The 13,023-nt window shown below is 62.8% G+C and carries 10 protein-coding genes; 8 read left to right on the top strand and 2 right to left on the bottom strand.

The window, feature by feature from the left end; all coding sequences use genetic code 11:
• Positions 1–10: 10 nt before the first annotated feature.
• Genes C8D82_RS10940 through C8D82_RS10930 form a run of 3 tightly spaced genes read left to right on the top strand, consistent with a single transcriptional unit; the run spans position 11 to position 5,704 of the window.
• Entirely contained in the window at positions 11–2,191 is a 2,181-nt protein-coding gene (locus C8D82_RS10940) for a ComEC/Rec2 family competence protein (protein ID WP_116884328.1), read from the top strand.
• Positions 2,181–3,362: a glycosyltransferase family 4 protein gene (locus C8D82_RS10935; protein WP_116884327.1), complete on the top strand. Its 1,182-nt coding sequence runs from the start codon at positions 2,181–2,183 to the stop codon at positions 3,360–3,362. Before C8D82_RS10940 ends, C8D82_RS10935 begins: the two co-directional genes overlap by 11 nt.
• A 17-nt stretch (positions 3,363–3,379) precedes the next feature.
• A complete protein-coding gene (locus C8D82_RS10930) occupies positions 3,380–5,704 on the top strand; it encodes a mechanosensitive ion channel family protein (RefSeq protein WP_116884326.1) in 2,325 nt (774 codons plus the stop codon).
• Between the two features lie 4 nt (positions 5,705–5,708).
• Here C8D82_RS10930 and lepB read toward each other — a convergent pair whose 3' ends face one another.
• Positions 5,709–6,188 (bottom strand): signal peptidase I, encoded by a 480-nt coding sequence (gene lepB, locus C8D82_RS10925; protein WP_165833017.1) that lies wholly within the window; start codon positions 6,186–6,188, stop codon positions 5,709–5,711.
• 180 nt (positions 6,189–6,368) lie between these two features.
• On the opposite strand from lepB, the gene C8D82_RS10920 reads away from it, so the two are divergent.
• From C8D82_RS10920 to C8D82_RS10910, 3 genes are read left to right on the top strand one after another with little or no spacing between them, the layout of a single operon-like run.
• Positions 6,369–7,229, top strand: a complete 861-nt coding sequence (locus C8D82_RS10920) for an endonuclease/exonuclease/phosphatase family protein (protein ID WP_116884324.1) — start codon at positions 6,369–6,371, stop codon at positions 7,227–7,229.
• On the top strand, positions 7,229–8,035 hold the full coding sequence (locus C8D82_RS10915; RefSeq protein ID WP_116884323.1) for a hypothetical protein: 807 nt from the start codon (positions 7,229–7,231) through the stop codon (positions 8,033–8,035). Before C8D82_RS10920 ends, C8D82_RS10915 begins: the two co-directional genes overlap by 1 nt.
• Before the next feature lie 15 nt (positions 8,036–8,050).
• Complete coding sequence (locus tag C8D82_RS10910; RefSeq protein ID WP_165833016.1) at positions 8,051–9,409, top strand: alkaline phosphatase; 1,359 nt, start codon at positions 8,051–8,053, stop codon at positions 9,407–9,409.
• Positions 9,410–9,840: 431 nt separating this feature from the next.
• Here C8D82_RS10910 and pdxB read toward each other — a convergent pair whose 3' ends face one another.
• On the bottom strand, positions 9,841–10,947 hold the full coding sequence (gene pdxB / locus C8D82_RS10905; RefSeq protein ID WP_116884321.1) for a 4-phosphoerythronate dehydrogenase PdxB: 1,107 nt from the start codon (positions 10,945–10,947) through the stop codon (positions 9,841–9,843).
• Positions 10,948–11,073: 126 nt separating this feature from the next.
• Here pdxB and C8D82_RS10900 point away from each other — a divergent pair, with 126 nt between their 5' ends.
• Together C8D82_RS10900 and queA are read left to right on the top strand one after the other, a co-directional pair.
• A complete protein-coding gene (locus tag C8D82_RS10900; RefSeq protein ID WP_116884320.1) occupies positions 11,074–11,934 on the top strand; it encodes a rhomboid family intramembrane serine protease in 861 nt (286 codons plus the stop codon).
• A gap of 10 nt (positions 11,935–11,944) precedes the next feature.
• Positions 11,945–13,009: a tRNA preQ1(34) S-adenosylmethionine ribosyltransferase-isomerase QueA gene (gene queA, locus C8D82_RS10895; RefSeq protein WP_206212539.1), complete on the top strand. Its 1,065-nt coding sequence runs from the start codon at positions 11,945–11,947 to the stop codon at positions 13,007–13,009.
• Positions 13,010–13,023: the final 14 nt, after the last annotated feature.

Below are 13,023 nucleotides of genomic sequence, written 5' to 3'. Positions count from 1 at the left end.
TGAGGATTGCATGATGCGACAATGGAAAAAGCCGGAGCTGCCGGTACGGGCGGAACTCGCGTTCGCCGCCGGAATCATCGCGGGAGCCTGCTGCTTTGCCTCCGGCTTTTCCGCGGCGGGAACCGTGACCGCCGCCGTATTCCTCGCCGCGGCGGGTTTGCTGCTGCCGCCCCGGATCGCGCTGGCGGCGGCAGCCGGCGCGGTTCTGGCCGGAGCCGCCGCCGTCCATGATCACCGGTCGCTGAAATTGGACGGACTGCCGGAACGCAATGTCTACGGCACGTTCCGGGTCAAGGTCACAGACCGGCGGATCACGGCGGTGCCGGGTATCCCGCCTCCCCGGCTCTTTTCAGCCGAATTGCTCTCGCGGCGGCTGACCGGCGAGCCGGAATTCCGGCCGCTCTCCGGCACCGTGCTGCTGCGGCTGCCCGATCCCGAACAGGCTGCCCCGCCGGTCGGCAGCGTCGCCGAAGTGGAAGGGACGCTGGAACTCCCCACCCATCAGGCGGTCCGCCGCGTAGACGGCAAGTTGCAGATCGAAACCGGCGGCATGGATTTCGCCTCCTATCTCGCCGGACGCGGCGCGAGTCGGAGCCTGCGGGCGGAACAAATACAGATGAAGGAACCGCCCTCCGGCTTCGACGCCGGGTTGTGCCGCATCCGCGACGCGGTGCTGGAGCGGGTGCTGTCGCAAGTTTCCTCCGATTCGGTGCGCCGCCTCGCCGCCGCGCTCTTTTTCGGCGTTTCCGGCGGGCTGGACTCCGGTTCGCGGCGCGCGTTCATCGACTCCGGGACCGTGCACCTTTTTTCGGTCAGCGGCATGCATGTGGCGATTCTGGCCGGGCTGCTGCTGTGGGAATTGCGGTTATTCCCGTTTCGGGTCCGCTATCCGCTGCTGGCGGGGCTGGTGCTGCTCTATGTGATCTCCACCGGAGCCAACGCCCCGGCGATGCGGGCGTTCTATATGATCGCCCTGATGTGCCTGCTGCGGACGCTGCTGCTGTACACCCCCACGTTCAACACCCTCTGCCTGGCGGCGGCGCTGCTGGTGCTGGCCAACCCGCCGCTGGTGTTCGATGTCGGTTTCCAGTATTCGTTCGTGATCACCGGTGTGCTGATCCTCGCATCGCAGCGGTTCCACGATTATAAGGAGCTGGCCGGCGAGCAGCTCAACTATATGCTCGGCGCGGGACGGGGCGGCGCCGCCGCCCGGCTCTACCGGCTGAACCATCTGCTGTTCGCGGTCGCCGGCTGCACCGTCGCCTTTCTGGGCGGAGCGGCGATTTCGCTGCGGATGCAGGGGCTGCTGCTGCCGGGGTCGATCGCGGCGAATTTGCTGCTGCTGCCGGTGGTAGCGGTGCTTTTCCCGATCCTGTTCCTGAAGCTGACGCTGAGCTTCTGCGGCGGTGCGCTGAATGCGGCGGGAGCGTGGCTGCTGACCGCGGTATTCGATCTGCTCGGAGCGATCACCTCGGCGACGGCGGAACTGTTCGACCGGATTCCGGCGGTCCGCCCCTCGCTGTTCGAAGTCTGGCTCTTCTATCTGGGGCTTTTCCTGCTGCTCGGGGTGAGATCCCGCAGGATTGCGTTCTCCGGCGGCGCCGTGATGCTGCTGCTTGCCGTTTCATGGATATTCCGGGCGAATTGCGAACCGCCGGCGGTGATCGCGATGGCGGGCGGCCGCAGCGATATCCCGCTGGTCGCCGTCGCCGAGCCTACCCGCAATCTCGCGGTGGCGGTGAACCTGCCGGGCGGCGACAGCGGCGCGATGCTGGCCGAACTGCTGCGCCGCCGCGGCGTCACGGAACTGGAGGCGGCTTACCTGACCCGGCCGCGCCGGGATGCGGTGGCGGGGCTTCCGGCGCTGCTGCGCACACTGCCGGTCAGGCGGATCGTTCTGCCGGAACTCGACCGCCACGGCTGGCGGTTCACCGATTCTCTGGAACGGTACGCGCCGGAGACGCCGCTGCTGCCGTCGGACCGGAGCGGCGGCGGATTCTGCCGGATTCTCGATCAAAAAACACATTTCGAGGTTGAATATTTCAATCCCGGGTCTACTTTTAAAGTGAAGATATCGGTCGATCAATGCGATTCGGGCTGGCGGTTCACGCTGCGCCGCCCGGAAGCCCCGGACACCGTCCGGGTCATCGCCTACGGCAGCGTGCTGGAGATTTGGGAACATGAGTTCTGAACCGCGAAAATTGAAAATATGCCACGTGATCACCCGCATGATCGTCGGCGGCGCGCAGGAGAATACGTTGCTGACCTGTCTCGGCCACCTGCGGAAGGGGCACGAGGTCGTGCTGGTCACCGGGCCGTCGCCGGGACGGGAGGGCAGGCTGCTGGCCCACGTCGATTTCCCGGAGTTCGAGATCGTCGAGATGCCCGAACTGGTCCGGGAGCTGAATCCGGTGCGCGATCTGGAAGCATACGGCAGACTCAAGCGGTTCTTCCGGGAGCGGAACTTCGACGTGGTGCATACCCACAGCTCCAAGGCCGGGGTGGTCGGCCGCTTCGCGGCGCGCGCCGCCGGAATCCCGGTGGTGGTGCACACCGTGCACGGACAGGCGTTCCACCCGTATGAAAAGGGGTGGAGGAACTCCCTCTACAAGCTCTCCGAACGGCTGGCCGCGAAACAGTGCGACAAGATTTACGCGGTCGCGCAGGCGATGATCGACCAGTGCGTCGCCGCCCGCATCGCGCCGCGCGAAAAGTATATGGTCGTCTACAGCGGCATGGATACCTCCCGCTTTGCGAACGCATCGCGGGAACCGGAGCTGCGCCGGGAGCTGGGGATTCCGGAGCGGGCGCGGGTGATCGCGACGGTCGCCCGGCTCTTTCCGCTGAAAGGCTACGAATATGTGATCCCGGCGGCGGCGGAGCTGATCCGGGAGTTCCCCGACACCCATTTGCTGATCATCGGCGACGGCCCGATGTACGATGAGCTCCGGCGGCGGATCGCGGGGCTCGGCCTGACCGGGCACTTCCACTTCGCCGGGCTGATTGCACCGGACCAGGTGGCCCGCCATCTGGCGCAGGCGGATCTGCTGTGGCATCTGTCGCTGCGCGAGGGGCTGCCGCGTTCGGTGGTGCAGGCGCTCGCAACCGGGATTCCGGCGATCGGCTACCGGCTGGACGGCACGCCGGAAGTGATCCTCGACGGCCAAACCGGCTTCTGCATCGAACCGGAAAAGGTCGAACAGGTCGTCGAAGCGACCCGGAAAATCTGGCGGGACGACGCGCTGCGCGAAACCATGGGCCGCAACGGCCGTGAACTGGTGCGCGAGCGTTTCGACTGGCGCCGCATGGCCGATATCCTTGAAGCGGAATACCTGGCGCTTGCCGCCGCAAAACGGGCCTGACCTTGCGGGAGAGAAAAATGTATCGCTGGCTGCTGCTGATTCTGACGCTTGGCGCACTGTCGGTTCCCGGCCGTTCGGCGGCGCTCGACGAGCGCGCTCCCGACTGGGATGTGATGCTGAAGCATTTCCAACTGCTCGCGGACAACTACAACGCGATGATCCGCGACCGGCGCGGCTCCATCCTGAAGCAGTTCGGCGAGTACGACCGGATCCTGACGTTCACTGAGAACCAGAGCGCCAAATTCGATTTTCTGCTTGATTCCTACGGCGACACCGGCGGCTTTGAAGCGCTGATGCGCTGCCGGCAGATCAGCGATCTCAAACAGCAGTTCGACGATTACCTTCTCCAGCTCGAACGCAACTGCGAAATCCTTTCCGATGCACTTGAACGGCTGAAACGGCTGAAAGCAGATCTGGAAGAGGATTTCAACACCGCTTCCGCCGCTCCCTTTCAAGCCCAGCTGCGGCAGTGTCTGACCGCCGCCGAACGCCTCGAAAACGAATTTGCCTCCCTGCTGAAGGAAAGTCAGGCCTATCTGAAGAAATTCACCGAGACCGACCGGAAGGTCGATGCCCTGAATACGTTGGCCGAACAGAAACGACGGCAAATCGTGGACGGCATTTTCATGAAACGGGGGACCTCGTTGTGGGAACGCGTTCGCAACTGGGGCAGTTGGAGCGGCTTCCGGACCGGCATCCGGGAAATCTTCACTCTCTGGCGGCTGAACCTGACCAACTGGCTTGAACTGCGCATCCCGACCACCGGCAGCTTCTGGGCCAGGCTGCTGACCGTCTTTCTGGCGATCGCGATTCCGGTCGTGCCGCTGGGACGGCGGCTGATCTACCCGTGGTTCAACCGGCTCGCGGTGATTCACGAGGATGAGGTAAGCCGGGGCTGGTTCTCCGCCGGGCTGCTGCTCGGTTCGGCGACGGCGGCGCTGTGGTGCGCCCCCGGCTGGCTGAACGGCAGCGACAGCAGTTTCATCGAAACGCTGACCACTTCGTTCAGCGCTTTCACAATGCTGGTCTTCTCCATCGCCTTCCGGCTCAAAGTGGAAAACGCCCGGCGCAGCATGGAGCTGTACGTGCCGGTGGTGATCCAGCACCTGATCGGAGCCGGGCTCTATCTGGCGCTGGCGCCCTTTGACGTATTGCAGCTGGTGGTGATTCCGGTCAATCTGCTGGTGGCACTCTCGGTCGCGATGATCGTTTGCCGCCGGAAACTCGACTGGATCGACCTGCTCTTCGGTGTCGCCACCATCGCGGCGGCACTGCTGGCGGTTGTGTTCGCCGCCGCCGGCCAGCCTTACCTCGGCTTCACCGTCACGCTCGGCTGGCTGCTGGTGATCGCCCGGATTCAGGTCACGCTGGTGCTGACCCGCGCATTGCTGAATCATGAAAGGAAAAAACCGGGGCCGCAGAAAAAGATCCTGATCAACAACCTGCTGCTGCCGCTGCTGTGGATCTGGAGCGCGGTCCAGATTTTCCTGTGGGTGACCGCGACCTACTATGTGCAGGAATCCACCTTCAACTGGATGGGAAGCCGGATCAGCCTGCCGCAGGACCTGCTGAGTATCACGCCCGCCCGGCTGGCCGGGCTGCTGATCGCGGCGCTGGTGCTGCGTTTCGTGCTGAAATCGCTGCGGGAACTGGTTCATCGCAAATATGACCGGCGGATCGGTTCCGGCTTTCTGGCCTCGGTGCTGACGCTGGGAGCCTATCTGGCCTGGGTGCTGTTCGCCCTGACCGGCCTGATGCTGATGGAGGCGAAGTATTCCAGTCTGCTGGTGATGCTCGGCGGTTTGAGCATGGGTGTCGGCCTCGCCCTGAAAAGTTCGCTGGAAAACTGCCTCGCCGCGCTGACCATTCTGGCCGGCCAGCTGGTGCGCAACGGCGACTATATCGAGGTGGACGGCATCTACGGCTGCGTGCGCAAAATCGGCTTCCGCTCCACTGTGATGGAGACCGAGGAAGGCGCGGTGCTGACCATCCCGAACACCCAGCTGGTCGACTCGAAGTTCCTGAACTGGACCCGTTCCAATCCGCTGCGGCGGGTGGAGCTGCTGGTCGACGTCGCCTACAACAGCGACCTGGCCAAGGTGACCGAACTGCTGCGCAAGGTGGTCGCGAACACCGAGGGAGTGCAGAGCTTCCCGGTGCCGGAAATCCTGTGCCGGGGGCTGGAGGCGAGTTCGATCCGGTTCGCGGTGTTCTTCTGGGCGGCAGAGCCGCGCTGGTGGCAGACGCAGGCCCGGCTTCGCTGCCGGGTACTGGAAATTTTCCGCGAAAACGGCATCGAAATCCCGTTCAACCAGCTCGACGTGACGGTCAAACACTCCTAGAAATTCAGCGGATGCGGGCGATCACGTCGGCCTCCGGAACCGGCCCGAAGTCGCGGCTGTCCAGCGACACATTCGGAGCGTCGCCGAGCAGGAAAAGCCCGTGCTCCGGCACCTCGAAGCGGCGGATCCGCGCATGGCCGATGCCTTCGGCCAACTGGTAGTAGCGCAGATAATTTTCGGCCTGCACCATCACGTGAAAGCCGTCATCCAGCGAGAAGATCACCACCTCGTCTCCGGGCAGCGCATAGATCCGCTTGAGCAGCTTTTCTCCTCCGACCCGGCACATCACCACCTCGCCGCGCCGGAACGGTTCGCCGCGCAGCCAGAACGCCTTCACTCCGACCAGCAATTGCCCGTCGCGGTAGGTCGGCATCATCGAACCTCCGGTGACTCGGATCAGCTCATAAGGCTGAATCCAGGCGGCCAGCGCCAGCAGCACTCCGGCGGCGGCCAGCCATACCACTCTTTTTCCTGATCGGTTCATGTCCTGCATTCCCGTTTTGCAGAACAATACCATCGCTTGTACAAGTTGCAAGCCATCAAAGGAAAATTCACTGGCGCTTTTTTCACTCCTCTTTGAAAACGAATCCTTTCGTAACCGTCCCCTAACACGGCGGGGGTATGTTACCTCATCACAACAACAGAACAGGAGTGATGTGATTTTATGAAGTTCAAACGACTGTTGGTGGCGCTGGGCGCCGGTATCGCACTCGCGGCCCCCGCCGCGGACGAACTCACCAGAGTGATCGGTTACAATGTATTGATCGGCTTCAACCGCGCCGAGCGGATTGAGGAGACCGCGAACTGGCTGCGCAGCCGAAAACCCGATGTGATCCTGTTTCAGGAAATCGCCCGGCAGAGCAGCGAATCCTTCGCCCGGCAGGCGAAGCTGTGGGATCACTCCTACGCCGCCGTCTGCAAACCGTGGCAGGATTATTCGATCGGCATGACCAGCAAGCGCCCCTTCGAGATGCTCGAAATGCGGATCGACGGGCTGCATCACGGTTATATCCTCGCCAGAATCGACGGCGTCTACTATATGTCGATCCACCTCTCCCCCTTCAGGTACGCGGTGCGGATCAGGGAGACCGAAATCTACGCGAAACGGCTGAAACCGCTGCTGGCGGCGGGAGAAAAGGTCATCATGATGGGCGATTTCAACAATCCGTCACCCTACGACGCGGCGCGGGTCAACTCCAACGCCGCCGCGCTGGAAGCGCGCCGCTATGAGACCCGGCCCCACATCGAAAATCTCCGCAACGGCTTCTTCGACTTCCAGTGTATGGACAACCTGCTTGAAGCGGGGCTGGAGGATGTCTGCTTTTTCTGGATGAAAAAACACAATTACAGGCCCGATGTCGGCGTGCGGATCGACATGGCGATGCTGAGCAGAAATCTGGAGGATCAGGTGGTCGAAGCGTATGTGGACACCACCCGCCGGGAGTTTTTCCAGACCCTTTCCGACCACTATCCGGTGATCCTGACCCTGAAGAATCTCCATGCCCCGAACAATGAGGTGAAGTAATGATGAAGAAATTTTTGCTGTTGTCAACGCTTTTCGCACTCGCGGCGCTCTCGCAGGCCGGTGAACTGCTCTCCCCGGAACAGTGGAAGCACGAGTGCCGCCCCGAAAGGAAACTGTCGACGGTAAAAATCGCCGGGGACGGCACGGTGCGGTTCCGGCGATTCGCCGGAGCGGAGTTCGCCCGGCTCTATCAGGATGTGGAACTCGAACGCAGCGCGTACTATTCGCTGACCTACGCGCAGCGCACCGAACACGGCGCGCTCGACAAGCTGCTGGTGATCTTCCGCGGCGCCGACGGCAAATGGCGGGAAAAGAGCCGCCTGACCGACGTGACGCCGCTGGTCAACGGCGAGTGGACCGCCGGGAAGCTGGTCTTTCAGGTGCCGCCGGATGTGAATCTGGCCCGGATCGATTTCCGGCTCGACTCCGCCGGCACCGTGGAGCTGAAAGATATCATGCTGGAAAAACTCGATCCGGCCGACGGCAAAGCATATCTGGATTCCCTGCGTCCGGCTCCATTCCAGCCCGGCCGGAATTCCGGCGACCTCGCCGTCAAAAGCGACAGCTATCAGGTGATCGCCTTTGCCGCGCAGGGCGGAGAAAACGGCGGAAAAGTGACGGTCGAATTTCACGACCCGGAACGCGGCTGGATCAACCGCAGTTTGCTGACTTTCTTTGTCCCGGCCGGAACGAAGAAGGAGTTCAGGGAGGTCACCCTGATCCCGGAAAATGTGAACGGCCTGCGCTTCACCGCCGCCGGATGCGAAATCGACGGCCTCAAACTGGCCGAACTGGAAATCAAATAAGAGGAAATGAAAATCATGAAAAAACTGTTCGCGGCCACCGCATTGGCCGCCGTGCTGCCGCTGGCGGCGGCAAACCCGAAATACATCTTTCTCTTCATCGGCGACGGCATGGGCGCTCCCCAGGTCGCGCTGGCCACGGAGTACGCCAGAGAGAAGCTCACCCTCGGCAGCCTGCCGACCGTCGGCGTAACCGCAACCCGGTCGCTGAACCGCTTCATCACCGACTCCGCCGCCGCCGGAACCGCGCTGGCCGCGGGGGAAAAAACCAATTCCGGCATGATCGGCCAATCACCCGACGGCAGGCGGATCGAATCCTACGCCGCCGAAGCCGTCCGGCGCGGCAAAAAGATCGGCGTGGTGACCAGCGTCAGCCTCGACCATGCGACTCCGGCGGCGTTCTATGCCCACGTGCCGAGCCGCAGCAGCTACTACGACATCGCCTGCCAGATGGCGCAGAGCGACATCGATTATCTGGCGGGCGGCGGGCTGCTTCAGCCGAAAGGCAAAGACGGCAGGCGGCCGGACGCTTATGAACTCGCCCGGAAGAACGGCTACACCGTGGCCCGTACCGTCAAAGAGTTCGAGGCGTTGAAGCCGGGCATCAAAGCGATCGCGGTCGCGCCGAATCCGACCAGGCAGGCAAGCCTCCAATACGAGATCGACCGGGCCGTCGCGCCGAACCCGCTCACCCTCGCCGATTTCACCCGGAAAGGGATCGAACTGCTGCAGAATCCGAACGGTTTCTTCATGATGGTCGAAGGCGGCATGATCGACTGGGCCTGTCATGCGAACGACGCGGCCGCCGCGGTTCAGGAAACCATTGCCTTCGACCGGGCGGTCGAGGTGGCGGTCAAATTTGCCGAACGGCATCCCGGCGAAACCTTGATCGTGATCACCGCCGACCACGAAACCGGCGGCCTGACCCTCGGCCACGGCCAGACCCCCTACCTGAACGACTATTCGCTGCTGGACCGGCAGAAACTCTCTTTCCAGAAGTTTTCGGCCGAGGTGAAGAAGCGGAAACGCTCCGGCCTCTCCTTCGCCGAAGCCTGCAAACTGGTCGAAACGAACTACGGGCTGGATTACGGCAAGCTCACCACCGCGGAACAGGCGGCGCTGAAGCAGGCCTGGGAAGTCTCCACGCAAAAGCGCACGCTTCCGGAAGCGGAAGCTGACGAGCTTTACGGCGGCCATGAACCGATCACCGTCGCCGCCAACCGCATTTTCGCCGCCAAAGCCGGTCTCGGCTGGAGCACCTATGCGCACACCGCGCTCCCGGTACTCACCGCCGCCATCGGCATCAACTCTGAAAAGTTCACCGGCCGCTACGACAACACCGCAATCGCCCGCCTCTTACGCGAAATGTTACAATGAACAAGCCCGGCCGGCATCGGGGATTTTCGCCTTCGGCGATCAAGGCGTCCCTTGATCCTGACCGGGTAGCAGCCGACCGCCGGAGGCGAAGTCCCCCCGGGAAGCCGTGCCGCATTCGCGGCAGGCGGGTCTGCCTGCCCTGTCGGGCGGCAGACCTTGTGCGCTACGCGGCCTGATTTTCAATCAGGCTCCGGTAGCTGGGCGCTGTAGCGCACAAATGGCCTCCGGCGGCCAACGGTTTCGCCGTTGGATCACGACCGGGTAGCACCCGGTGGCGTATACCGCCGATAGACCTGATAAACTGATAGAGAACAACCCCGGTTTCGAGATTTTTGCGCAGCAAAAAGTTCGCCCCCCCCTGACGCCGGCACCTTGCCGATCGTGGGAACCGGGGGACGAAGTGCACCCGCCGCCGGAGGCATTCCCCCCCGTCACGCGAGTTGGAAGCCGAGCTTGGCGAGGGCAGTGCGAACAACGGGAGCGCCGCCTTCGATCCGATAGGCGGGCGGTTCGCGGCGGATCCGGTAGTTGCCGCGCTGGCGTTCGAAGCCGGCGGGATCGGCGCGAAGCTGCGCGTCGTCGAACCGGATGTCATAGGAAGCGCGACAGGCGGCGCTCAACTGTTCGGATTCCGGGAGCGCCGCGTCAAGCCGGATCAGCGGCTGTTCGGGAACAGGCAGCGAATAGGGCGTCCAGCCGGTGTATTCGATCACGCCGAAGTGCCGGCCGACCGCCTGCACGGACATCGCGGTGCCGTTGGCTTTGCCGTCGGTGGAATATCCAGCGATATGAGGAGTGCCGAGGCGGACGAGTTCCAGCAGTTCGAGATCGATCTCCGGCTCGTGCTCCCACACATCGAGGACGGCGCCTCCGATCGAACCGGCCTGCAGCGCGGCTTTCAGGGCGCTTCCGTCGACAACTTCGCCGCGGGAGGTGTTGATCAGCACGGCGCCGGGCTTCATCGCCGCCAGCAGCGCCGCGTCGGCGAGATGAAAGGTCGGATGGCCGCCGCCGCGCTCAAGCGGCACGTGGAAGGTCAGGAAATCCGCTTCGGCGACAAGCTCGTCCAGCGGACGGAACCGGGAGCCGCCCTCCCGTTCGGCGCGCGGCGGATCGCATTGCAGCACCCGCATCCCAAATGCTTCCCCAACCCTGACCACCCGGCTCCCGACATTGCCGACTCCGACCACTCCGAGGGTTTTCCCGGCGAGCGGGATCCGGAAATCGGCCAGAACGCAGGCGAGATATTGCGCGACGCTGGCCGCATTGCAGCCGGGGGCGTTGGTCCAGTCGATGCCAAGTTCGCGCAACGCGGCGGTGTCGATATGGTCGAAACCGATGGTGGCGGTCGCGATGAATCCGACCTTGCTTCCGGCCAGAAGGGCGCGGTCGCAGCGGGTGCGGGTGCGGGTGATCAGCGCATCGGCATCCCGGACGTCCGCGGGGCCGATTTTTCCGCCGGGCAAATAGACCATTTCAAAAAACGGTTCCAATACCCCTTTCAGGAAAGGGATTTTATCATCGGCGACAATCTTCATTTCAGGGCAAATCTCCTCTGTCGAAGGGTTCTTACCCAATTTAACGCCGGAGACGGATAAATTCAACTGGAATAATCGGTTGTAGCGGGTTATATTATTGATTGTTATAATGAGGAGGTTTCACAAATGAGCTTATTCGATCGATCTTATATGCGTCCCGAACAGCCCCGCGGCGGCAAGCCGGACGACGGCAGTTCGATGATCTGGTCGCTGCTGCTGGCCAATGTGCTGGTCTATCTGCTGTTCAGTTCCGAAGTCGCCACTCTGGCCCTGAGCTGGGGCGGATTGCGCGGCTTCAAGGTTTACCAACTGGTGACAGCCGGATTCTTCCATCAGGATTTTTCCCATATCTTCTTTAATATGTGGGGGCTTTATCTGTTCGGCAAGCTGGTGGCGCCGCATCTGGGCAGCGCCCGCTTCCTGATTTTGTACCTGATCGGCGTGGTTTCCGGGAATCTGCTGTTTTTGCTGTTCAACTGGAATTCCACGGTGCCGACCTATCTCTTCGGCGCGTCCGGCGCGGTCTGCGCGATCATGGCGGCGGCGGCGATGCTGGAACCCCGGCGGCAGTTCGTGCTGATTTTCATGCCGTTCTTCCCGCTGCGCACCCCGACGCTGGTGGTCAGCTATACGGTGCTGGAGATTCTGCTCCAGCTCTCCGGCTCCCAGTCCGGAGTGGCGCACCTGGCGCACCTGGGCGGATTCCTCGGCGGCTACCTCTATTTGAAGATTCTGTTCGGCGCCCGGCTGCCGTGGGACCCGTTCCGGCGGCGGGTGCGTCCGGGCGACTGGAAACAGCCGCCGTCATGGGGAGGCGAAAGCAACTCCCGGCCGGAACCGGCTCCGGGAGAAGGCCCGGTTTCCTCGCATGAACTTGATGCGCTGCTCGACAAGATTTCCCGCAACGGCATCAACAGCCTGACGGCGCACGAACTGGCCCGGCTGCGGCGGGCGCGTGAAGAGATGCGCGGCAATCAGTGGAGATAAGCCGGTTATCATGTTGAGCACCGCTTTGTTCGACTACGAACTCCCGGAGGAGTTGATCGCCCAGCACCCGGCCGCCCGGCGCGACGGTTCCCGGATGATGGTACTGAACCGGAAATCCGGCGAATGCGTGATCCGTCCCTTTTCCGCGATCGTCGACTATCTGGAACCGGGAGACGCGCTGATTTACAACGACACGCGTGTATTGCGGGGACGCATGTACGCGCGTAAAAATTCCGATCCGGCCGGTGCGAAATTCGAGCTGCTGCTGGTGGAAGCGCTCGACTCCGAACGCCGACGCTGGAATGCGATGCTCAAGCCGGGCAAGCGCGCGCTTCCGGGTGTGACGGCCGGATTGCTGGACAATGACGGCTCGATCAACTCCGACGGGGACAGTTTCTGCGTGATCGGGCGCAACGGGGACGGCACCTTTGAAATCGAATTTTCCACAACGGACTCCGACCGGCTCCAGCAGCGTTACGGACATATTCCGCTGCCCCCGTATATTTCTCGGGGCGATGAAAACGCCGACGCCGAGCGTTACCAGACCGTCTATGCCCAAAAGGAGGGCGCGGTGGCCGCTCCGACCGCGGGGCTGCACTTCACGCCGGAAATCCTGGCCGAACTGAAAGCCAGAGGAGTGGGCGAAGCCGCGGTGACGTTGCACGTCGGTCCCGGCACTTTCAAGCCGGTATCCGTCGAAAACGCAGAGGAGCATCAGATGCATTCCGAGGAGTACTTCCTGACGCCGGAAACCGCGGAGCTGGTCAACTCCACCCGTCGCACCGGGCATAAGGTGCTGGCGGTCGGCACCACCACGGTCCGGGTGCTGGAGAGCTGCGTCACTCCCGACGGCACGGTTCACGCCGGGCACGGCAAGACGCGGATTTTCCTCTACCCGCCCAAACCGGTGCTGGCCGAAGATATGCTGCTGACCAACTTCCACCTGCCGAAAAGCACACTGCTGATGCTGGTCTCCTGCTTCTGCGACCGGGAGAAGGTGCTGGCCGCCTATCAGGTCGCGATTCGGGAGCGAATGCGCTTTTTCAGCTACGGCGACTGCATGCTGCTGATCTGAACACCGGTAAATCC

The organism is Victivallis vadensis (genome assembly GCF_003096415.1).
Classification (GTDB): domain Bacteria; phylum Verrucomicrobiota; class Lentisphaeria; order Victivallales; family Victivallaceae; genus Victivallis; species Victivallis vadensis.
This window is presented reverse-complemented; position numbering and strand designations above follow the sequence as displayed.